Annotated in this window: 16 protein-coding genes; 5 read left to right on the forward strand and 11 right to left on the reverse strand. The window is 70.9% G+C overall.

The genetic code is table 11. The annotated features are described in order from the left end of the window. Positions 1 to 211: 211 nt before the first annotated feature. Complete coding sequence (locus C1I97_RS09810) at positions 212 to 1,321, reverse strand: glycosyltransferase (protein WP_111002834.1); 1,110 nt, start codon at positions 1,319 to 1,321, stop codon at positions 212 to 214. Beyond that, the gene (locus C1I97_RS09815; RefSeq protein ID WP_111002835.1) at positions 1,318 to 1,857 is read right to left on the reverse strand and encodes a WcaF family extracellular polysaccharide biosynthesis acetyltransferase; all 540 of its coding nucleotides are present in this window, start codon (positions 1,855 to 1,857) and stop codon (positions 1,318 to 1,320) included. The genes C1I97_RS09810 and C1I97_RS09815 overlap by 4 nt, the downstream gene beginning before the upstream one ends. Positions 1,858 to 1,981: 124 nt before the next feature. Between C1I97_RS09815 and C1I97_RS09820 the strand changes: the two genes are divergently transcribed. After that, positions 1,982 to 3,487, forward strand: a complete 1,506-nt coding sequence (locus tag C1I97_RS09820; RefSeq protein ID WP_181446659.1) for a hypothetical protein — start codon at positions 1,982 to 1,984, stop codon at positions 3,485 to 3,487. A 168-nt stretch (positions 3,488 to 3,655) separates the two neighbouring features. Here the strand turns inward: C1I97_RS09820 and C1I97_RS09825 are convergent, their stop codons facing one another. From C1I97_RS09825 to C1I97_RS09835, 3 genes are read right to left on the reverse strand one after another with little or no spacing between them, the layout of a single operon-like run. Next, complete coding sequence (locus C1I97_RS09825) at positions 3,656 to 4,960, reverse strand: hypothetical protein (protein WP_258382499.1); 1,305 nt, start codon at positions 4,958 to 4,960, stop codon at positions 3,656 to 3,658. Next, entirely contained in the window at positions 4,957 to 6,651 is a 1,695-nt protein-coding gene (locus C1I97_RS09830; protein WP_111002836.1) for a lipopolysaccharide biosynthesis protein, read from the reverse strand. Before C1I97_RS09830 ends, C1I97_RS09825 begins: the two co-directional genes overlap by 4 nt. Further along, positions 6,648 to 7,853, reverse strand: coding sequence for a glycosyltransferase (locus tag C1I97_RS09835; RefSeq protein WP_111002845.1), 1,206 nt, complete (start codon positions 7,851 to 7,853; stop codon positions 6,648 to 6,650). Before C1I97_RS09835 ends, C1I97_RS09830 begins: the two co-directional genes overlap by 4 nt. 363 nt (positions 7,854 to 8,216) lie before the next feature. Between C1I97_RS09835 and C1I97_RS09840 the strand changes: the two genes are divergently transcribed. Continuing rightward, a complete protein-coding gene (locus C1I97_RS09840) occupies positions 8,217 to 8,696 on the forward strand; it encodes an adenylyltransferase/cytidyltransferase family protein (protein ID WP_111002837.1) in 480 nt (159 codons plus the stop codon). Here the strand turns inward: C1I97_RS09840 and C1I97_RS09845 are convergent. Beyond that, positions 8,656 to 9,375: a CDP-alcohol phosphatidyltransferase family protein gene (locus C1I97_RS09845; protein WP_111002838.1), complete on the reverse strand. Its 720-nt coding sequence runs from the start codon at positions 9,373 to 9,375 to the stop codon at positions 8,656 to 8,658. The genes C1I97_RS09840 and C1I97_RS09845 overlap by 41 nt on opposite strands. A gap of 533 nt (positions 9,376 to 9,908) precedes the next feature. On the opposite strand from C1I97_RS09845, the gene uppS reads away from it, so the two are divergent. From uppS to C1I97_RS39810, 3 genes are all read left to right on the forward strand, one after another. Next, positions 9,909 to 10,688, forward strand: coding sequence for a polyprenyl diphosphate synthase (gene uppS, locus C1I97_RS09850; RefSeq protein WP_258382500.1), 780 nt, complete (start codon positions 9,909 to 9,911; stop codon positions 10,686 to 10,688). Then, complete coding sequence (locus C1I97_RS09855) at positions 10,685 to 12,196, forward strand: oxygenase MpaB family protein (protein WP_111002839.1); 1,512 nt, start codon at positions 10,685 to 10,687, stop codon at positions 12,194 to 12,196. Before uppS ends, C1I97_RS09855 begins: the two co-directional genes overlap by 4 nt. A 348-nt stretch (positions 12,197 to 12,544) precedes the next feature. Next, entirely contained in the window at positions 12,545 to 12,706 is a 162-nt protein-coding gene (locus C1I97_RS39810; protein ID WP_181446660.1) for a hypothetical protein, read from the forward strand. Positions 12,707 to 13,056: 350 nt separating this feature from the next. Here the strand turns inward: C1I97_RS39810 and C1I97_RS09860 are convergent, their stop codons facing one another. From C1I97_RS09860 to C1I97_RS09880, 5 genes are all read right to left on the reverse strand, one after another. Next, entirely contained in the window at positions 13,057 to 13,950 is an 894-nt protein-coding gene (locus C1I97_RS09860; RefSeq protein ID WP_258382501.1) for a hypothetical protein, read from the reverse strand. 917 nt (positions 13,951 to 14,867) lie between these two features. Next, the gene (locus C1I97_RS09865; RefSeq protein WP_111002840.1) at positions 14,868 to 18,194 is read right to left on the reverse strand and encodes an SAV_2336 N-terminal domain-related protein; all 3,327 of its coding nucleotides are present in this window, start codon (positions 18,192 to 18,194) and stop codon (positions 14,868 to 14,870) included. Positions 18,195 to 18,200: 6 nt separating this feature from the next. After that, positions 18,201 to 19,199, reverse strand: a complete 999-nt coding sequence (locus tag C1I97_RS09870) for an AAA family ATPase (RefSeq protein WP_111002841.1) — start codon at positions 19,197 to 19,199, stop codon at positions 18,201 to 18,203. Next, positions 19,196 to 21,433, reverse strand: coding sequence for a VMAP-C domain-containing protein (locus tag C1I97_RS09875; protein ID WP_111002842.1), 2,238 nt, complete (start codon positions 21,431 to 21,433; stop codon positions 19,196 to 19,198). The genes C1I97_RS09870 and C1I97_RS09875 overlap by 4 nt, the downstream gene beginning before the upstream one ends. 3 nt (positions 21,434 to 21,436) lie before the next feature. Then, positions 21,437 to 21,835 carry a CU044_2847 family protein gene (locus C1I97_RS09880; protein ID WP_181446661.1) on the reverse strand — a complete coding sequence of 133 codons (399 nt, stop codon included), beginning with the start codon at positions 21,833 to 21,835 and terminating at the stop codon, positions 21,437 to 21,439. Positions 21,836 to 22,921 lie beyond the last annotated feature (1,086 nt).

Consider the following 22,921-nt stretch of genomic DNA (forward strand, 5'->3'; position numbering starts at 1 on the left):
CCCGCGACGCCATGCGCGCTCCCCCGGGCTCTTCGAGCAGGGGGACCCCACTCGCCGCACCGGACCCGGCCCGATACCTCCGGTACGAGGGGCGGGACCCGGCACGAGCACGCTCCCCCGAGCTCTCGGCTCCGCTCGAGCAGGGGGCACCCCCACGACGCCGGGGGGCCCGCCCTCCGGACGGGCGACGAGAGGTCCGCAACAGGCCCCCCTACACCCGCTCGTACACGTCGAGCAGTGTGCCCAGAACCGCGTCCATGGAGAACGTCTCGGCGGTGAGCTTGCGGGCCGCCGTCGACGCGGACCGGCGCACGGACGGCTCCAGCAGGTCGAGCACCGCCGGGGCGATACCGGCCGGGCCGGTCGCCACGCGCCCGGCTCCGGCCCGGTCCACATCGCGGGCCAGGCCGTTGGACTCGGTCACCACGACCGGGGTGCCCACGGCCATCGCCTCCAGGACCGACATCGGGAACGGCTCGTCCACCGACGGCAGCACGTAGACGTGCGCCCGGCGCAGTTCCTCGGCCATGCGCGTCCCGGTGAGCGGCCCCGGGCAGCTCACCTTCCCCCCGAGTGCCAGCTCGTCGATCCGCCCTCGTACGGCGGCGAGTTCACCCTCGTCCGGCCCGGCCACGACGAAGGTCGCCTCCGGATGCCGGGCCAGGATCGCGGGCGCGGCGTCCACCAGGTCGACGGGGCGCTTGCGGGCCTGCAGCCGGGCCGCGTACAGGATGCGCGGCGGCCCCTGGGGGGCAGGGCCCTCGGGCTGCGCGGGGACGCCGTTGACCAGGCGGACGGCGCGGTCGAGGCCCGCCTCGCCCACCACGGCGTGCAGATCCCGGAGTTCGTGCGTGGTGAGATGCAGCACGGCGGCGGCGCCGCGCAGCACCCGGCGCACCGCGACCGCGTCGAGGAGCCGGGCCGACAGCCGCTCGCTCGGATCGACCATGCCGTGCGTCTGCAGGACCAGGGGCCGCCCGGCGCGCAGCGCGACGAGCGCCACCGGCAGCGTCACCAGGTCGCGCGCGAGATGCACATGGACCACGTCGGCCCACCGCACGAGGCGGTGGGCGTCGGCGAGGAGTGACGGGGAGGTCAGGCCGCTGAACCCCAACGGCAGGACCCTGCGTGCCTGATGGAGCCGGGCGGGCACGCCCTCCACCTCCACGGGCAGCGGCCGCCGGAAGCCGTCGGCGAGAGCGGTGAGACGGGCGTCGTGTCCGCGTGTCCGCAGCCCCTGGCAGAGGTTGAGGGCGACCCGGACCGGGCCGCCGAAGGCGTGGGTGGTGCTGTGCAGGGTGACCGCGTGCAGCACTCTCATGCCGGCTCCTCGACGGGGCGGCGCCGGTTGTCGGCGGTCTGCAGGGTCAGTTCGGGCAGGTCCTTGTGGAGGACCGCCCCGGCGCCGACGACGGCGCAGCGGCCGACCCTCACCCCGGCCAGGACGGTGGCGCGGGCGGCGACCCACGCGCCGTCGTCCACGGTGATCGGCGCGTTGCGGTACCTGAAGTCGGCGGCACGGTGGTCGTGGCCGCCGGTGCACAGCAGAGCTTCCTGCGACACGCACACGTGGGCGCCGAGGGTGACCGGCTCCAGGTTGAGGATCCACGCCCCCTCACCGATCCAGGTGTGGTCGCCGACCGTCAGCTTCCACGGCCACAGCACCCGCACCCGGTGACGAATGAGCACCCCCGTTCCGATCCGGGCGCCGAAGGCGCGCAGCAGGGCTGCTCTGACGCGGGCCGGGGTGAACCACGCCATGAAGACCGTGTTCATCACCGCGAACCAGAGCGCCTGGACGAGTATGCCACGCCCCTTGTCGTATCCGGCCAGTGTGAAGGCCGGGAGATCACGCATCGATCGAATCCCCCCAACGGCGCCTCCCCGGACGCCACTTCGCCACACTCTAGTGGCGGACCGTTCATCGCAGGAGTGGCGTCAGTAGACTGCGGCGGGGATCTTTTTCGTGGGCGGGGGCGCCATGACGCAGCAAACGGACCGCGGCACGACGACGGCGCCCGATGCGCCGGAGCCGAGTCCGCAGGAACGCACCGCGCCGTCCTTCTCACCGCGCACTCTGCTCTCGCGCGCGCTGTCGGTCCCGCTGGTGCTCGGCTTCTCGGTGTTCCTGCCGCTGCTGGTGCTGGTCCAGCCGGGCACGGGCCCGCGCGACTCGGCGTTGTGGATGCAGTTGGCGCTGACGATGTACGCGGGCATCCGGCTGTCGGCGATGATCCTCACCAGCCGCCGCCAGCTGCTCGCCGGTACTTTCTGGCTGTTCGTCTACATGGCGATGGGTGTGGCGCCGCTCGCCCAGGCCGTGCTCGGACGCACGCCGACCCCGGTGGTGGGGGCGCGCAGCGATCTGACCGAAGCCGTCTCGCTCGTCCTGATCGGCTGTGTCGCCTTCGACCTCGGCTCGCTGGTGGCCCGTCAGCGGGCGGGTCGGGAGTTGGACGGCACACTGCGACCGGCGCTGGTGCACCGTCGCCGCCTGTACCTGCTGGCACTTGTCGCCTTCGTCGGCTCGGCGCTCCTCGTGGTCAAGCTGGGCGGCCCCTCGGTCTTCTTCACGAGCCGCCAGGAGATCATCAACAGCGTCCAGGAAGCGGGGCTCTCCCAGGCGGACTCGCAGGTGGGCCAGGCCATGGTGCGCGGCTTCGGCACCGTGCCCGCCCTCATCGCCTGGCTGGTGTACACACGGTGGCTGGTGACCTCGCGGCGGGCCCGCCGCTCCGTGGTGATCATCGCCGTGTGGCTGGCGCTGGCCGCGGTGAACGCGGTGGTCAACAACCCGATCTCCAACCCTCGTTTCTGGTTCCTCACCGTCCTCTTCTCGCTGCTGTTCACCGTCTTCCCGGTGAGTGCCGCCCTGTATCGGATCGCGCTGAGCCTGGGCGTGGTGGTGGCGCTGATCGTCTTCCCGTTCGCGGACAGGTTCCGCTACGACGACGCGAACTACCGTCCGATCCAGACCACTTCCCCTCTGGAGCCGCTGGCCCTCAAGGACTACGACCAGGTCGGCATGTTCGCCAACACCATCACCTACGTGCGGTCGGGGCGCGGTCACGCCTACGGTCGCCAGCTGGCGGGCTCGGTGCTGTTCGCGGTACCCCGGTCGGTGTGGCCGGGCAAACCGATGGACACCGGGGTGCTGATCGGGCAGTGGATGGGGGCGGCCAACACCAATCTCTCCTCGCCGGTGTGGGCCGAACTGTGGATCGACTTCGGCCCGGTCGGCATGACGGCGGGGTTCGTGGCCCTCGGGTACGCGGCGACGCGTGTCGACCGCCGTCATGCGCGCCGGGCGGTGCGCCGGGCCCCGCCGGGCAGCCTGATCGCACTGACCGTGCCCCTGATCGCCGGGTACTCCTTCATCCTGCTGCGAGGGCCCCTGCTGCAGGCATCGGGGCGTGTGGCGATCGCGGCCTGCTGCATCGCGCTGATCACCACTTTCCGGCAGGACCGGGCGGCCGGGCTGCGTTGAACAGGGGCTGCCGGGCCGGGGCCCGTCCGGCGGATCGAGCCGTGGGAATTCGGCGGTCGGCCATCGGTCCGGGTGAGCGGGGGCGACGGGGGTCCCCCTGCTCGAGCGAAGCCGGGAGCTCGGGGTAGTTCCGCCGGACAGGCCCCAACTGATCCTGTCTGCCGGCTCTCAGGTCGTGGGGACCGCCGGGAGGGACGAGGCCGTGGGCCGCTCCTGCGCGCGCAGGCGGACGACACGTGTCCAGGCCGCCGCCGCCTTCAGCGCGGAACCCGCGGCCAGTCCCCAGGCCGCGCCCAGCGCCGACCCGCTCAGCAGGTATCCGCCGAACATGAGGACGACCGAGAGCAGCGAGAAAACCACCTGCACCGAAAGGGTGGCGCGCGGGCTGAGCACCCGCAGGGTCACCAGGGCGCAGGTGCCCAGGCCCATCACCGCGTACTGGGCGCCCGAGGCGGGCAGCAGCGCGGAGGCCGACTGCCAGGTGGCGCCGAGGAGTTGATGCCCCAGGGCGTCGGGCAGGGCGTGGAGCACCAGCCCCCAGGCGAGGCCGACGACACCGAGCACGAGGCCGAGCAGGGCGGCGGCGCGGGCGGTGGCCCGGCGGCCTCCGAGACGGCCCAGCAGCGGCGGCCCGAACGCGTTGACCGAGTTGAACAGGACGTTGAGCGGGCCGAAGAGCGTGGTCGCCCCGCGCAGCGCTCCGACGGCCAGTGGGGCGGCGAACAGTCCGAGGCCCAGAACGGCGAGCTGGCTGGAGGCGTTGCCCACGGCGAACTCCACCACGAAGCGCTGTCCGAGGTGGCCTCGGCGCACATAGGGCAGCAGGTCGGTCCGGGCGCCGCGCACGTGGGGCCACAGCAGGCGCAGGCCGAGCAGCAGCGCCGGCACTGCCGACAGTCCCCAGACGGCCACCAGGAGCCCCGGCGCGGTGTGCCGGGGCTGAAGCAGCAGCGCGGGCACCACGCACACCAGGCGCAGACTGTCGGCGGCCAGCGCCAGACCGGGGCGCCGCAGGGTGGAGAACGCGTACCGCAGCCCGTCCTGCACCAGCACCAGCGGCAGGACGAGCCCCAGGGCGAGGAATGCTCCGCCCGGGCCGGTCCAGCCGCCGGTGACGGCGGCGGCGAACACGCCGGCCGCGGCGAGCAGGGCGCCGACGGCGGTGGCGGCCAGCGCGGTGAAGGAGACCGCGGACCGGCACGCGGCCCCGGTGACCGCGGTGTCGCCGCGGGTGAGGACGACGGCCTGGCCCACGTACGCCATGGTGAGGCCGAGCAGCACCGTGAAGGTCAGGTAGACCATCGAGAAGGTGGCGAACCCGTGCGCGGTGGAGACGCGGGCGGCGATCACCAGCACGGCGATGTTGGTGAGGCTGGATGCCGCCTGGTCGAGCACGGAGGCGAACGCGGCCGTCGAACGCCGCGGTACGCGCGGTGGCTCGGACGTCGGCGGATGTTCCCCCGGGGCGGTCACCGGTCCCCCGAGCGGACGGTGCGCAGAGCCATCGTGTTGCTGTCGTCGCCGTCCGGGATCCGCTCGGGCTCGGAGCGGGTGGGGGGCGGAGCGGAGCGGGCTGCCGAACTCCTGTGTCCACGGCGCCGGTTGTCGCGGCGGGCGGCGCTCGCCGGTCTGCCCTGGCGGGACCTGGTGTGCGTCACCGCGCCGAGCACGGTGCCGCCGGCACCGACGATCAGCTCGCGGATGCGGACGAGGTCGGCGCGGTGCACCGTGCGAGGGTCGCAGACGATGAGCACCCCGTCGACACGGTCGACGAGCGCGAGGGCGTCGGCGTAGGCGAGGACGGGCGGGGCGACGACCACGACGGTGGCATCGGGATCGTCGGCCTCGGCGATCAGCCGGGTCGTCCGCGCGGAGGTCAGCGCGCGGGGGACGTTGCGCACCCGCTCGCCGGGGACGAGGCCGAAGTCCCCGGACTCGCCCGCGTCGACCGCGAGTCGGCCCTGACCGGGCCATTCGCCGTCGGCGTGCTCAGCGGTGAGGCTCCAGCGGGGCCGGGAGGCATCGGACACCTCGAGGCGTTCGGAGAGGGACGGGGTGCGCAGGTCGGCCTCCACGAGCAGCACGTCCTTGCCGGTCTCGGCGAAGGAGGCGGCGAGGTTGACCGCGATGGCCACGCTCGGCTCCATGGATCCGCGCGGGGCGACGACGAGCAGGCGCCGCCGGTCGGCGAACCTCTCGTCGTAGGCGAGCCGGAAGGCGATCGAGCGGTACTCCTCGGCCGTCCGGGAGTCGGTGCGACCGACCTCCAGGGCAGCTGTCGAGCCGCGCGGCAGCGCGCCGAGGACGGGACCGCGCACCGCACGGGCCACGTCACCGGCCGAGCGCGGCGCGGGGTCGAAGACCAGGCGCACCCAGGCGCCGAGCAGGCCGATGCCGATGCCGACGAGGCCGCCCAGGCCGAGCGAGAGCGGCAGACCCGGTCCGTCGGGCGAGGCGGGGACGGTGGCGTTGCGGATCACGTTGCCGGGCGTCATGTCGAGCGCCTTCAGACTGGTGATCTTGCTGCGGAGGTCGGTGATGCGGTTGAGCAGGTTGGCCTGCACCGCGTAGGCGGAGTCAGCGGCGGAGCCGTCGGGCAGTTCCTTGATCCGCCGGGAGAGTTCGTCGTTCTGCTTGGCGACGGGATCGAGCTGGTCCTGGAGGCTCTTGAGCATCGCCCCCTGGACGGATTCCCACTGCTCCCTGCGCAGGTCGATGTAGGACTGCGTGAGGGCGTTGGCGCGGCGCGCCGCCTCCTTCGGGTTCGAGGCCCTGTATGTGAAGTGCAGCACCAGGGTCTGCGGCGGGTTGGTGACCTGGAGCCCGTGCTGGAGCCGGTCGACCTCGTTCGCGCCCATCCCGAGTCGCTCCGCGGCGGCTTCGGCGACCTTGCGGCTGAGCGCCGTCTGCCGCTCGGACCCCATGTTGATCGCCTTGTCGCTGGCAAGAGTCGGCGCGAAGGGGTCGGTGGTGGGGGCGCGCAGCACGACGTCGGTGGTGGCGGTGTAGCTGTCGGCGCCGGTGATGCCGAGCCAGGCACCGGCCAGCAGTCCCACGCCGACACCGCCGCCGATCAGCCAGCGGTAGCGAAGCAGTTGACGGAACTGCTCGCGCAACTGCTCCGGCTCGTCCTCCGCCAGGACGGGAACGCGTGAGTCGCTCACCTGCCAAGACCCCCCAAAGCCTCGTCGATCAGTGCGTCGATCCGCGCGAGACCCGCCTCCCGTGACAGATGAGCAGCCACATGGAGCGGGCCCGCCGCACCCAACTCGTCTGCCATCGCCGGGTCTTCGGCGAGTCTACGCACTGCTGACAGGAACTGATCGGGATTCTCCGGTTCCACGAGCATTCCGGCACCGGAGCGCAACACCTCGCGTGCGGTGCCGCCTTCGGCGGCGACGGAGGCGACCACCGGGCGGCCGGCCGCGAAATAGGAGGTGAGCTTGGAGGGGACGCTCATGTCGAGGACGGAGGCGCGCTGGGTCACGGCGAGCACGTCGGCCGCGGCCAGCACGTCGGGGAAGTCGGCGTCGGCCGCGGCAGGCAGGAACTCCAGGTTGGGCAGCCCCTCGGCGCGGCGGGCGAGGTGTTCGCGCTGGTTGCCGTCGCCCATGAGCACGATCCGGGTGGCCGGGTCGCGACGGGCCGCCTCCACCAGCACGTCCAGCCCCTGTTTGAGGCCCATGTTGCCGGAGTGCAGGACCACGGTCTGCTCCGGCTGCCAGCCGAGGCGCGCACGGGTGCGGGCACGGGGAGCCGTAGGCGCCTGTATGTGCGACCAGTTGGGAACCAGGCGGATACGTCCGGGGTCCACGCCCATGGCCCGTACCCGCTCGACGAAGGTCTCGTGGATGACGCCGACGAGGGTGGCACGCCGCAGCACCCAGGACTCCGCACGCTCGGCCAGCCGGGCGGCGCGGCCGCCGCCCTGGATGCCGGACTGCGCGGCGGCGGCGCCCATGAGGTCCTGCACGACCGGCACGTACGGGGCGTGGTGCCGGGCGGCGATACGGGCGCCGAGCACTCCGCCGGCGAGGCTGGGCAGTTGGGCGAGCACGGCGTCGACGCGGCCGGTGCGGGGTGGTGCGACGAGACCGTGGGCGAGGATGGTGCTCTCGAACAGGGCCCTGCGCAGGGCGCTTTGGCGTGGTGGGACGCTGTGCCGACGACGGTGCACGGTGACCCCGGCTCGCTGCTCGGTGGCCCGCCACACCCTGCGGTAGGCGGGGTCGAGGCGCCAGGACGGGTAGTGCGGGAGCCCGGCGAGGACATGGGTGTCGTGCCCACGGCTCGCCCAGTGCTCGGCGATGCCGGTGGCGTACGGGCCGATACCGGTGTGCTCGGGCGCGTAGTTGGTGGACACCAGGAGCAACCGGCGACCGGGCGGGGTGAGTTCGCCCTCCTCGTCGGCGAGTGCGGTGACGTCCGGCTCAGTGGTGTGCTGCCGCGGCGCCAAGGCCGCTGTGCGGGCCGTCCCGCTCCCGTCCCGATCGCGACGCTCGCCGTGGGTGTGTGTCACGCGACGAAACCTCTCCCCCGGCCGCCTCGACGGCCTCCCCTGTGTATCCGCGTCTCACCGGCTCCCGGTCCCCCGCATGCTCGGAAGTGAACCAGGACGCACCCTGATTGTTCACCCTTCCCGCACCGGACATGAACGCTATCGTCAAAGTTCGCGCACCCTCCGCAAAGGGGTGCGCGCAGGGGGCGTCATCGAACGAGGGGGGCATCTGTGTCATCGAGCAAGCCGTATCGCGTGGGCTACGCACCGGGCGCCTACGATCTCTTCCACATCGGGCACCTGAACATCCTGCGCCACGCACGTGCCCGGTGCGACTACCTGGTGGCAGGCGTGGTCTCGGACGAGATGGCCGAAATGGCCAAAGGCAGACGGCCGATGATCCCGCTGGTCGAGCGGCTGGAGATCGTCCGCAGCATCCAGTACGTGGACGCCGCGTTCGTCGAGACGGTGCCGGACAAACTGGAGACGTGGAAGCAGGTCCGCTTCGACGTGCTGTTCAAGGGCGACGACTGGCGGGACACGCCGAAGGGAGAGCGACTGGAGCGGGACTTCGCCACGGTGGGCGTGGACGTCGTCTACTTCCCGTACACCGTGCACACGTCGAGCACCCACCTGCGACGTGCCATCGACGCCCTCGACGGGGCGCGGTTCACCGACGAACTGCGGACAGCTCCCGGAACCACTTGGTGAGGAAGGCGCCGAGGAAGAGCACGGCGGCGACAGCGAGGGCACAGTAGGCCCACCGGAAGGCGTCGCCGCCGCCGAGCAGCAGGAAGACCAGGCAGAACACCCCGTGGTCGACCGGGAGCAGGGCCACCGCGCGTGCCGTGGAGGGCGCGGCACGGTCGCCCGGGGCCGCCTTGGGCTTGAGCTGCTCGGTGAGCAGTCCACCGAAGAACGTGACGACGGCGGCGAGCTGGAAGCCGAGCGGCACCAGCAGCCAGCCGTCGGCCTCGGTCCCGAAGTGACCGGGGTGGCGGTAGAAGGAGATCAGCACGGCGGTGTGCAGGGCGGTGATCTTGGCGCAGTCGACGACATGGTCGAGCCATTCGCCCACCGCGCTGCCGCCGCCGCGCAGCCGGGCGAGCTGCCCGTCGGCGGAGTCGAAGGCGAAACCGACCGCGAGCCCGAGCCACACCACCGAACCCGCGGCCCAGGTGGGCGCGGCGAGCGCCGCCACCACGATCGCCGCGAAGCTGAACACCGCGCTGATCATGGTGACGTGATTGGGTGTCAGTCCGATCCGGTACGCCCCGGCGGCGAGATACCGGCCCACGGGCCGGTTCACGAACCGCGAATACAGCGATATGCCCTTCGCGCTCTTCTGCGCGGACTTCAGCCGTATCAGCGCCGACGTCGTGCTGTTCATCGATCCCCCCGGACCTCATGACCTCACCGGTCGCTCCCCTGGTCCACATCATCACAGGTGATGGCGCGCGATGACGGGCGATCGGAAAACTGACCGGAGACGACGGGCACCGTCGCCGCGGCGGGTGCGTACTGGTCGCGGGGTCCGGCGGCGGGCGCGGGCACGCCCCATCGCGCCGCTGGGGCTGCCGCTGCCCGACACGACCGGCAATGTCCACTGCCGGCTGCAGAACATGGATACGAGGCAAGGGCTCCCGGCCTGAGCGTGATCCGCGCCGAACAGCAAAGGGAGGCGGCGTACGCCGGCTGGTGGCCGCCGCGTCGGCGCTTGGTGCTGCCGGCGAGGAGCGGCTGCCGCGCGCGCAGCGGCGTCTTCGCGCGAGAGCGGCAGCTCCGGACGGACGTACGAGGGGTGAAGCGTATGAGGGGACACCGGATGCGCGTGCATCCGCTGACATCCTGCTGACAGCGATCAGTTCGGTCGTGTGCTCAAGACGTCGGCGGGTGGGCCGGCGCCGGTGGCAGGGGGTGGACGTGTCAGGTCGTCAAGCCGGGGGGACTCACCACCGGCCTGTTCCGGGAAGTGAGGAGGGGCGCCGGGTTCCCCGTCACGTCGCCTGTGTGATGGACGGAAACGGGCGGTGGGCCGAGCAGCGGTCGCTGCCGCGGACGTCGGGGCACCGTGCCGCGGAAGCGGCGGTGATCGATGTCATCGAGGCGGCCCGCTCGGCCGGCGTGCACTGGCTGAGCCTGTACGCGTTCTCCACCGAGAACTGGCGCCGCCCGAGCGCCGAGGTCGACTACCTGATGCGGCTGGTCCGTCGCGTGGTGCGCAAACACGCCCCGTTGCTGCACGCGCGGGGCATCCGCTGCCGCTTCCTGGGAGTGGCCGACCCACGGGTGCCTGGGGTGCTGGCCCGGGACTTCACCGATCTGATGACGTTGACCGGCGAGAACCGGGGCATGACCCTGACCGTCGCCTTCGATCACGGCGGGCGCCGGGACATCGTCCACGCCGCGCGGTCCCTGATCCGCAGCGGCGTGCCGGCCGACGCCGTGGACGAGCAGCACTTCGCCGCACACCTGCCCCTCGCCGACACCCCCGACGTCGACCTCGTCATCAGGACGTCCGGGGAGCAGCGCATCTCCAACTTCATGCTCTGGCAGGTCGCCTACGCCGAGTGGGTCTTCCCGCCGGTGCTGTGGCCGGACTTCCACGCGGAGCACTTCCTCGAGTGTCTGCGCGTCTACCAACAGCGCGACCGCCGCTTCGGCGGCGTGCTGCCGAAGCAGAACGGAGAGAGCCGACCGTGACCCATCCGTACAGCGCCACCGCCGACAGCAGCGAGGCCGGTACGCCGCTCGATGACGGCAGCTCGTCAGAGCCCGGTGCAGAAGGGGGGACCACGGCCGTTTTCGGACCCGGTTCCCAGTTCAGCGAGTTCTTCGACGATCCGCGCTGGGCACTGGCCATGGTGCGGGCGACCGTCCTGGAGGCCGCGCATCCACAGATCGGCGCCGCTCTGGTCGACAACTCCACGTTCGTCGCACACCCCTGGCGCCGGTTGCGCAACACCTTCCTGAGCATGCAGCGCATGTTCGGTGCCGACGACCGCGTCCGGCAGAGGGAGGCGGCCCGCCTCAACCGCCTGCACGCACGGCTGAACGGCACCGACGCCCGCCATCGCCCCTACGACGCGATGAACCCCGACGTGCGGGCCTGGGTCGTCGCCACCCTGTTCGAGAGCGCCGTCACCATGTGCCGGCTCAGCGGGCAGCCTCTGGCACAGCACGCCATGGAACGGCTCTATGCGGAGTTCCAGGCGTTCCTCGCGGCCATGGGCGACGAACCCGGACATCTGCCGCCCTCCCTGCACGAGTTCTGGAGTTACTACGACAAGGTGGTCGAGGAGGAGCTCGAGAACACGGAAGCGATGCGCATCATCCTGTACAAGCTCTTCGACCACCTCCCGGCCCCGCCCCTGCTGAACGGACTGCCCACGGTGTGGGCGGCCGGCCGCGCGGTGGCCGGCCCGGTCATCGGCGCGATCACCGTGGCCTCCCTGCCCGAACCCTTCCGCCGGCAAGCGGGCCTGCCGGAACTGCCCGGTGCCCAGACCCTGATGCAGGGCGCCTACCTGGCCGTCGGCCTGGCCCGTCTGCTGCCCCCGGGCTTGATCCAGGCCGGCACCATCGCCGACCTGCTGGCCCTGTCCCCCGACAGCGACGACCCGCGGGCCCGCACGATCACCGCTCTGCGTGACAAGATCAACAGGGCCGGAGCCCTCATCCGGCTCATCACCCCCCTCCCGCCGGAACCGGAGCCCGCGGGCGACGACGGTGTGCGGCGCAGCGCCGAGGAGTTCTTCGCCGAGGTGCTCGACCAGACCGGCAACGGATACCTCGACTGGCCCGACCTCGCCGCCATGGCCCGCGAACTGTCCAGCCGCCTCGATCTGGACGAACCCGAGGAGACCAGGCTCTACGACGCCTTCGCCGGCTGGTGGCGAGAACTGCAGTCCGCACTCGACACCGACGGCGACGGACGCGTCAGCGCCCAGGAGTACGCCGCGGCCGCGCCCTCCCTGGCCGGACCCGCACTGATCAGAGTCGCCGAAGTGCTCTTCGACGCCACCGACAAGGACGGCAACCAGACCATCGACGCGGACGAGTACCGCGCGCTGTTCCGCACCGCCTTCCACCGCGACACGGCCGAAGCGGAAACGGCTTACACCCGCAGCGCTTTCGTGAAGGACTTCCTGACCTTCATGTCCGGCCGCCGACGCTCCACCCCCTATGACCCGCTCCTCGCACAGGCATGACCGCAGCCCGGGCCGGGCGTCTCGCAGGCAATCGGCCCCGCACTGTGCCGAAGACCCTGGAAACGTTCGCCGCCTGGACGTCTGGCCGGTACGCGGCACGCGCCGGGCAGGGGAGGGGGCCCACCGGAGCCGCCGTCGGGCCGCTGGTGGACGAGTGGTCCATCAGCAGGTCCTACCTGGGGAGAGGTCTTTCCGGCCAGTTCGGCCAACCGGCTGGGGAGGGTGAGGAGGGGACATGGAGCCGGTCAGGACTGAGCCGGGCGGAGCCGAGGAACGGGCTCGTGCGGAAGTGCCGGCAGCGATCACCGGCAGGCTCGTTCGGTGGGAGAGCGGACGGATCCCGATGCCTTGCGAGCTCTGAAGCGTCTGGCCCGCGTGCTGACGGTCCTTACCCGCTCTGGTCCCGCACAGGTCGACGCGGACTCCACTGGAGGTCTGCGGATGACGGGCCCCGGCCAGGGACGGTCGGGTGGTGGCACCGCCGGTGTGGCCCTGGAACTGGAGCAGTAGCCGGCGGCCGGTCGGCCCCACCGCGGACACGCGACCCGGCGGCTTCGGCTGCGCCACGGGTAACCCCGGATCCTTCACCGGCGAGCCTGCGCGCCCCTCGCATCACCGGCCCCCGCTGCGGAGATCCACGGCATACAGCACTGACCGGGGCAGTGAGGTGAGGCCACCGCCGGCTGCCGAGGACCGCGGTGCCGAGGGCGTACCCCCAGCACCGCACGATCAGTGCCCCGGCCTGGGGCGGTGAGGGGCGTCCCTTGATGTGGGCCGCCCCCACCGCACAGGCCCTGTCTCACGCCCGATCCGCCCTGTCGCCTGTGGATCAGTACGCGGGGACCAGGCGGGCATCACGGTCAGGCGAACGCCTGGGGCGTGTACCACAGCTTGTTGGCTCCGCCCGCTCCCCGGTGGAAGGCGTGCAGCAGGCCGCGGTGATCGGCCGGCGCGGTGGGCACATGGATGGCTCCCCCGAGGGACTGGAAGGCGCTGTAGGTGTCGGCGTTCTCACCGGTCTGGCCGGCGACCCACAGGGCGTTGTCGTTGCCGACGACGAACACGTTGAGCCGGCCGTCCTGTCCCAGAGCCGCGGTCGGACGGTGCTTGATGCCTCCGTTGAGGGTGACGGAGGTGTCGAAAGACTGGTAGTCGAGGCCCTGCCCGACGCGCCAGGCCGCGCCGTCGGAGCCGCGGTAGAAGATCTGCACACGGCCCGCGGCGTCGACGGCGGTCGTCGGCCAGTCGGTCACGCCGGTGGTCTGCTCCTGGAACGAGCTGAAGTCGGCGGAGTTCTCCGGCTTCTGCTGCGCCGTCCAGAGCCCGTCGTCGCTGCCCCGGACGGCGACGACGATGCGGCCCGAACCGTCGAGCGCGACGGCCGGCTGCTCCTTGATACCGCCGTTGATCGAGGCGGGGGCGAAGTACTGCTCGTAGACGCCCTGGTTGCGGGTGTACCAGACGGCGTCGTCGGTGCCGCGGTAGAACGCGTGGAGCCGCCCGTCGGCACCATGGACGGCGACCGGGTCACCGGCGGCGTTGGTGGCCAGCTGCCGGGGCGCGGTGAAGCCGGTGTTGAGGGTCTTCTGGTCGATGACCTCCAGCTTGCTGTCCGGGGTGCGGTAGAACACCCGGATCTTGCCGTCCCGGCCGAGGATCGGTGCCGGGATGCCCGCGATCGCGACACCCGCGTGCTTGGTCCAGTCCCCCCCAGTCGTACGCGCGGGTCTGCCAGCGACTCCAGAGTCCGCCATCGGCCCCGCGCACGAACACCTCCAGGCGGTTGTCGGCATTCAGCACCGGCACGGGCTCGCTCGACAGCGTCCCCTGAAGGTCGACACCCTTGCCCCACACGGTGCCCACGGTCGTAGATGTAGCCACTCGAACTCCCTTGGTTCACGCCTCCGGCACGTACCCGGATGTGATGTCAGCCCGGGCCGGACGGCACTGACGACACGGAGAAGCGAAGCGCAGTCGCCCGAATGCGGAAAGTCACGTTCGTGGGGTATTGGTCAATGCCGCCCGGCGCGTTTACCTGGCATACCCGCAGGGCAACCACGGCGTGTCGCCGCCCCGCCGGCACCCCGACCCGACCCCTCAGCCGCCGTTCGCCTGTGGCACACGAGCACCGTCCCCCCTCCGATTGACCGAAACAGTCGCCGCTCCACGCTCCACACCGTCACCCGCCCAAGCGAATTCCGCGCACGTCGCATTGACGGCGTCCGGCTCTGGGCGTCGTCGGTGGTCGCGCCGAGTCGCGACGACGCCTCGGGGTTTCACAGGAAGATGACGGTACGTCAGGACGAGCGTCAGCTGAGCGTCGAGACGTACTGCCGCCCCGGGGACCGCAGGTCAGATCCCCTTTACAGCGGGCTCCAGAATCGCCACGCACTCCACGTGCGACGTCATCGGAATCACGTCATGGGGCGCGCCGTCGCAAATAACTGCAGTTCAGGTATTGTTTCACGGATTCCCGGACTTGCCCGTTGGGAGCCGGGGCGTCAAACGAGCGTCATAGCCGACTGATGGGTCGCACATCGCTCAGACATGCGAATCCTCACTGGGACGGCGGACGTACTCGTCTGCTGGTCGAATCAGCGGCTCACGGCCCGGGGGCGTACCGCCCTCGGTCGCAGTCGCGGGCCGTGCGACGGTACCCTGAGTGCACTGCCTATTCGTCGGATGCTGAATCCATCTCCCACCTGAGGTCAGTTCCCGCAGGAACGACCTTGACGTACAGACCTGTGAGCTGTCCGGCGAGCTGAGCATTCAAGCCACCTCGTCCTATGGCGCTACGGAGTTTGTGGTGCGGCACGGCGACGACTGCTCGCTGCCGGTCTATGAGAATCCCCGTCGGCTCCGCGTAGACGAGTGCGTTGACCAGGAGGATGCGCTGATCGCTGGAGTAGGCGATGACCTCGAACCTTTCGTTGGTCGTCCCCCCTGACAGCAGGCGCTGGGCACCCCTGATCCGCTCGGCGTCCCTTCCTACGAATGCTCCCCTGACGGTGCTCACCGGCCTCGTGGGCGCGGCGGCGACCTTCGTCAGTGCTCCGGCGACCCGGGCGATCCCTGTGATCACCACCTCGCCGGTCGTCAGCTCGGGCACGAAGCCGACCAGAACACGCTCTACCAGGTCCGCGGCGGTGAGGGAGAGAACCAGGGCGCCGGCCGACGGCTCGAGGATCAGCGCGACAACGTGGTCCCCCTTCGCCAAGCGCGAGAGCGGCCGGTCCCTGTGGAGCTCCCGGAATTCGTGTGCCGGCAGGATCGCGTCGTGCGCCTGCCCGGTGACGGGATCGTGGACGGTGCAGCGATACGCTTCCGGCGTCCGGCCGGTGACACGCGCGGTCACTGCCATACCGGGTGCCGGGAACTGGTCACCGGAGTCGTTCAGGACGAACGCGGCCGCCTCATCCGGGGTCAAGGACAAGGTGTCCACGACGAGTCGCACCAGCCCGACCGCGCGCGGGTAACAGTGTTTGCAGGAGACCTGCGCACGGGAGGCAACTGTCAGGCCGGCATCCCCGTGGTCGCCCCGATCACGGGGGCAGGTCCACCGCACCCCGTCCTCCGACGTGACGCCGAGCCGACGCAGCAGCACGGCAGGGTCCGCCTCGTTCGCCTCCGCGATGCGCCGGTTGAGCGAGGATACCGGGGGCACCGGCACCACCTCCGTCGTCTCACCCCCTTTCACGGCTTCTTTGCGATACCGGTCCGCCGTCTGCCTGATCAGCTCCAGGTCGACACCCTGTCCTTGAGTCGACTTGCCTGCCGGAGGCGGCTCGGTGCCGGTGGACAGGACCGGCAGACGCCACGCGGTGTCTCCCCTGGTCCGCAGAGCCGCGATCCTGGCCAGCATGTTCAGGGCGGCCGACGCCGAGTCCGGCGGAACCATGCGCAGCCGTGCCGCGTAACGCACCGTCCGCACCGTGGTCTCGTCCAGCCGCTCGTCTGGGCCGACGTCGAAAGGCACGGTGGGCATGCCGTCCGCGGGCGGTCCGCCCGCCTGGGCCCAGACCAGGAACGTGGCCGGCGGCGCCACGTCCCCGATGCGCTCCGTGACGAGATGGAGGCCCGCCATGTCAAGCGGGCCGCCGTCAGCGTAGGCGTCCACCCACCGGTGGGTGAATCCGGCCACCGCGGTGTACGCCGGTAGGGCCTGCGGTCCCGGTGGAGCGATGAAGACGATCTTCGCGGCCACGTCGCTCGGCATCAGACCGCCCGCCCTCAATGCCTCCGCCGTCTTGAGCTTGAGGTCCGCTTCCTTCCCGGCGGCCCACGGGATCAGCACCTCTTTCGCCGCCATGCCCGGCGGTGTCGGCGGTGAGTGGGTCGTCCGGATAGCGAGGTCGTACCGCGGCGGCGCGACTGCGGGCGTCGGGGCGTCCGGCAGCGGAACGCCCAGTCGGCGCATGACCCGCTCGTCCACCCAGCTGAGAGCCCGTTGACCGGTGTCGATGTGATCCGTGCCGTCCGGATGCGGCAGCCAGGCGAGGAAGCTGGGTGCGGCGCCGCTCAGCTCGGCCAGACGGCTGGAGATCGCGCGGGTGGTCCGTACGAGCTCGGGCGGCGGGATCACGCCGAGGAGGATCTGGCGTGTCCCTTCGGCGAAGTCGAACTGCCACTGCTGTGGTGGCCGGTCGATGTCGCCGACACGGCGGAGCAGGCCGCTGAGGAAGACCTCCGCGAGATGGCCGGAGTCCACCGACGCGCCCAGTGCCTGGCGTACGAGCTGCATCGCGGGCACCGGCAGTGGCGCGACCGCCGCCAGGTGCGCCGCGAGTCGGTACGCTTCCGTCGACGCGAAGGAGCGGAACCGCAGCACCTCGGCGTACGGCTCCTGGTGCGTACGAGTCCGCGCGGCGCTCGGCGCGTCGGACGGGGTGCGCCGGGGCGCGGGCGCCAGCAGGGGCAGCAGCGCACTGGTGCCCGCCGACCCGACCAGACGAGTCCACGCGGTCACCGCGTCGGGGGTGGGAGCGAGGACGGGGACGGGTGTGCCGTCGAACGGCCGTAGGTCGGGTGGCAGCACCGGATCCGTGATGCGCCAGGTCGCGTTGGCCGCCGCCGCGCGGCGCGTGGTCACCCGCCAGTGCTCCGCCCGAATGCCGGTGCCGGCCCACATCCGCCGAGGAAGCGTGTGCAGCACGGCGATCGGGCTCACCTTGGCCAGCCGGTCGAGTAGATCGTGCATGCGGCCGTCACGCCACGCCCGGCCCACGCCATCACTGACCACGATCAGCAGTGTGCGGCCCGAAGGGTCGGCGACGGCGGAGGGCGGGAGCGTCGCGGGAGCCGTGCCGAAGGGGCGATAGCCCAGCAGTGGTCCGTCCGCGCTCCGGGTGTCCAGGCTGAAGGTGTGGACGACGCGGAACGCGCCGCTGCGTTCCATGAGGAGTCGTACCTCGGTGGCGAGGCGCTGCCAGGGCAGCATGGACACTCCGTCGTCCACCAGGATCGCAAGGTCCAGCCCACGCCCGTCGGCCAGGCGCAGCACTATGTCGGGGAGCCCGGTCTCGGCCATGGCCGCCACGGTTCGGGGAATGTCAGGCTCGGGGCGGCGCGGGTCCGGCCGGTGCAGACGGAGTGGGCGTAGCGCACGGCCGAGGGCGAGTTCCGCCGCGCCGAGGGCTTTTTCGCCGGGAGGCCGGACCGATACGGCCGGGGCGGCCGGGGGCACGGCGAACGCGCGGTCGGGCTCCGGAGCGGGAGCCGCGCCGCCGCGCAGGGCGCCCCTACCGCGCCGGGGCCTCCGAAACGGGCCGGCCGGCCGGGCGTATGTGGCCGGGCCACCGGCGTCCATCGGCCCGGAGTCGCCCTGGTCGCCCCCCTGAAGGCCGTCGTCCGACGGCGCCCCGGACATCTGCTCCATCCGCGCCAGCGCCCCGGCGGGGGCCGATGGCAGCCGGGTGGCCAGCCAGAGGGCGTCGAGGAACTCCTCGCTCGACAGACCCACTCCGCAGTCCGCCAAGGCGTTCAGCACCCGCTCGAACATGCTCTGCTACACCGTCCCACTGAGGCGATGCAGCACGGCGTCCAGGAGACCATCGGAATCCAGGCCGACACCGCCGAGGCGCAGGAAGACGGCGTTGAGCAACTGGTCGGTGGCCAGCTCGCCACTCGCGCGCCGGGCCAGGAACGCGCGCACGAGCTCATCGAGCCCTTCAGGGCTCTCGTCCTCGGACCCGCCGCCGTCCCCCAGGTGCGCCCGTACGATCGCCCGCAGGCGCTCCTCGTCCGGCTCGGGCAGATCGAGACGGACGCAGCGGCGCAGGAACGCCGGGGGGAAGTCGCGTTCACCGTTGCTGGTGATGACGACGACCGGGAACTCCTTGCAGCGCAACCAGCCGCGTTCGATGTCCGCCCGGCCTCCTGGGTCCGCGGTCACCACCCGGGCGCGGTCCTGCTCCCCGGTCAGCCGGGCCAACTCGGGGATCTCGAACTCGCCGTCCTCGAAAATGGTCAGCAAGTCGTTGGGCAGATCGATGTCTCCCTTGTCGAGTTCGTCGATCAGCAGAACCCGCGGCCGGGCCCCCGGGAGCAGCGCCGTCCCCAATGGTCCCAGGCGAATGTAGGAACCAATGTCCGGATCCCCGCGCACCGGGCCCACCTCACCGTCCCGGTCACGCCGCAGGCTCGCCTCGCGCAACCTGCCGATGGCGTCGTAGTGGTAGAGGCCGTCCTGCAGCGTGGTCCGGCTGTTGACCGGCCAGTGCAGCACCCGGCCCAGACCCAGCTCGTGGGCGACGGCCTGCGCCATCGACGACTTACCGGTCCCGGGCTGCCCCGTGACCAGGAGGGGCCGACGCAGCAACAGGGCCGCGCTGACCACGTCCGCCTCGTCGGATCCGATGAGATACGGACGCTCCCGCCGTCGGCCTGCCCCTGGCGGGGCACCGCCGAACCGGCGCCATGGCGGTGCCGCAGGGAGATCCACCTCACGTGCCCGGCCGTCGCCCCGGAACAGCCGCCAGCTGTCGTCGAGGTCCTTCGCAGTCACCTGGCAGCCATCCTTCCGGAGTTCGTCAGAGCGTCGGGGGGATCCCCGTAGTCGGGCGGTGTGGGGAGCGCCATGCCGGGGTCGTCCCAGACCATGGCGGGGCGTGCGGCGACCGTCCTGGCCCCGTAGTACACGTCTTCCCGGAAGCTTCGGACCGCCTCCGGCAGATCGGACAACGCCACGCCGCCGACGATGTCGTCGAGCCGCTGTGCATGTTCCGCGTGCGCGGCCTCACGGTCCCAGAGCACCACGGGGACACCGTGGAACAGGCAGAGCGCCAGGACGTACTCGCGGCGCTCCGGCCCGCCATGCAGAACGGCCCATGACGCGTCACTGTATTCGTCTGTCATCGCACGCAACAGCACGCGCGGGTCGATGTCCTCCTTGATGACGAGGGGGCCCGTGCGCCCGGCTGCCCAGCGCCGCGCGAGCATGTAGCGGCGGTCGTTCTCTTTTTCCGTTTCCCTGTGGTACTCGCGCAATCGCAACGCCATCTGGTACTGCGCCCCCAGCACCAGGGGGCTGTCCTCCACAGCCGAGGACGAGATCCCCAGCGCGGCGAGTTCGTCCAGCAGGGTGGAGGCCGTCCATCCGTCGACGGGCACGTCGAGATGTTCTCTTCCGACCACCACGTCGATCCAGGGAGCGGCCTCGTCGCCTCCGTTGCCGTGTTCCCCGGCCAGCCCGTGGATCTCCCGTCCGATCTCCTCCGGGGTGTACGGCCCGGCCGAGATGCCCGCCTCCTCCGGTGCCCGGCCCTCGCGCACCCGCCAGATGTGACAGGTGTATCGCTCGCAGCCCGCGTCGTTGCGGGACAGGTCGACGACGATCCGCGTCAGCGACCGACGCCGGGACTTGACCCACGACGAAGCCTGCGCACGGCAATCCATCAAGAGGGACCGATCGCGGCCCAGGCGCCGGCCGACATCGTCGCACCAGGCGTCCAGCTCGTTCCTGATCGCTCTGTCGGTGACGGCGGCGGACAGGAAGACGGCCAGCCGCAGCAAAGGCGGCATCGTGTCCGCGTTGTCCTGGTCGAGATCGTCGACGGCCGCCGCCAGTCGCGCCTCCGGCATGGTGCCGTCGTAGATCCATTCGGGCAGACGGTGGGCCAACTGCAGTACGTGGCGGGTCGCCTGACAAAGGAGGCGGGGGTGGGCGGCGTTGACGGGTGTCAGCAGCGCGAGGAGCCTCTGATGCTCCCCGACGGACAGGAGGCGGACTCCCTTCTCCGTCCGCCCGAGCGCCACCAGTCGGTCGAGTGTCTTCCGGCGTTCCTCGCCCACCACTTCCGTGAGCAGCTCCGCCAAGGTGGGGAGCGCACGTCCTTCGGTGAACAGAAGGACGGCCAGTTCTTCCTCCAGCGGGAGAACGGCTGTATCCGGCTCCTCGGTGGTCATGTGAAGGCCGAGTTTCTTCGCCAGCCGGTTGGCCTGGTATTCCAGTTGTTCCGTGCGGTCGAACAGCTGCAGCAGAAGGTCGACGGCGCCGTCCGGCACGTTGCCCGTGTCGGTGAAGGGGGCGGGCAGGCATGCGTCGAGCACGTCGTGCGCGTCTGCCCGGACGAGCTCGTCGCGAATGCGCTGCCACGGCACCGTCAGGGTGCGCCGCACGACCTGTCTGTCCGATAACGGCGTCTCGTTGATGACGTGGTTGGTCACAAGTCCGACGGCAACCGTGAGGTCGTCCTCCCTGAACAACGGACCGCCGCTGTAACCATGCTGGATGGAAGCACCCCTGAGGTCGGCGTCGGCGTAGTAGTACCAGGCATCGGCGGCTTTGATGGTGGTGTCGGCGAAGGTGCCGGTGTCACCACCACCGTGCCACGCCCGAACCCTGAGTCTTTCCGTCATGTCCTGCCACGCCACGGCGCGCATCGGGGGTGCGGCGGCCTTATCGAGCTCCAGCACCGCCAGGTCCCCCTCCCCCCAGTTGTTCCCGGGACTCCGGCGAGGAGGCACCCACACCACCAGCCGCGCCGTGCTCCGGTGCCGTACCGAGCCCTGACGCACCATCACTTCGAGACGTGCGGAACGCGTCGGCGGTTCGATGTCCATCTGCTGCCTGCCCAGTGCGTGATTGACCACGTGCGCGCAGGTCAGAACGTAGCGTGGGGAGAGGAGTGCCCCGGCACCCGCAACGGACGGAGCGGCACCCGCAGCGGACGGAGCTTCTGCCTCCAACACCGATACCAAAGTCGGCCTGATGTCCCCCGATCGGCGGAACCTCCCCATCTATCAGGCCCTTCGGGTGTCGTCGACGTCCCAGGTGGCCGAAACCGTCATCGTGGCATGGCCGTTCACACCCACAATGCCCAGCTTGAGGTCCTGCCCCACCTGGATTCCGAACGTGACCGAGAGCTGCTGGGGTGGGTCGGCAACGCTGGTGACCGAACGGTGCACCTCCTCGAGCAACGGCCCCAGCGGGCTGAGCATGAGCCGCAAACCCTCTGTGGCAACCACCGCGGCGCGACCGCGCCGGGCGGACACTGGCGTCACCGTGCCGAAGCCCTCCGGAAGATCCGGCCAGGATTCGTCCTCCTGGACCGGGCCGACATCCGAAGCGGGTTCACCGACATCGGACAACTCCAGCCGCAACACCGCTCCCGCTAACTCGACTTCAAGAGACTCAGGCATGAACACATTCTGTCCGACAGCCCGATCACGTGGCTAGGCAATGCCACAACAGTCCACTGCTGCCAGTGTGAAGTGGGTACGAGAGGTTCGGCCCGCGCTGTCTGCTGCAATACGACCGCCTCCCCCCGAGGCAAGCGCAGTCCTGGTTCATCCGCCGTTGGACACCGCCATGAACCGGTGGGCTGGGACGGCACGGCCGGGGGGCCGGGCGGGCCACCCCGTTCCGGACGCGTTCACGGATCGCGGCCTGAACGGCAACGCGCGGAACGATGGCCGAGGAACGACAGTCGCCAGAGAAACCCCGCCCTGTTTCCCTGCGTTCAGGCGCCCCAGCCGACCTGTGGCGGCCGGTAGCGTCGTTCGCCGCCGCCGAGCTCCGGTCCGCCATACCTGACGTGCCACCAGAAGCAGCGTCGAACGAGCGTGAAGACGTTTCCCCGACCGCCCTCACCAAGTCGGGCCAGAGCGCTCCGCACCTGCTCCACGCGGTGGACTTCGGAAAACAGGTCGAGCACGCCCGGCCATCCTGGCCGATTCACAAGAAATAGCAGGTCAGACACCCTTCGTAGTGGGCTCCAAAACCGCCACGCACTCCACGTGCGACGTCATCGGAAACATGCTCGAGTCACGCCTGCCGGGCAAAGCCGCAGATCAGATGCCCTTTTCCGTGCGCCAGAAGACTCTTGTGAAAGCCCGAGCGTCAAACGAGCGTCACAGCCGCGCACCCACTGCTCCACCAATCCCTGCCGCTCCGGCCGCCTCCTCACGGCGCGGCACTCGGTGGTCTGCCCCAGACTACCCACCGAGGGGAAGGCCGACTGAGCGAGACACCCACCCAGCTGGCCGACCGACCAGTCACAGAGCGTATCCAGCTGAACCGTTCCAGGTTCGGTAGAGGACCACATGAGGCAGTCGGCGAGAGCAACAGGGGGAAGTGTGGCCTACGGGAGGTCGTGGCAGCTCCGGGAACACAGATTCCGTGCTGACGACTGCTCATTGTCGGCGTCCTCTGGTAAGACTGCTGCACACCACACTTATCGGTGCGAGGCCCGGCAGGGGTGACTCGCGGGGGGTGACCCACGGGGG

Origin of the sequence: Streptomyces sp. NTH33 (assembly GCF_003236365.1) — a bacterium.
GTDB lineage: Bacteria > Actinomycetota > Actinomycetes > Streptomycetales > Streptomycetaceae > Streptomyces.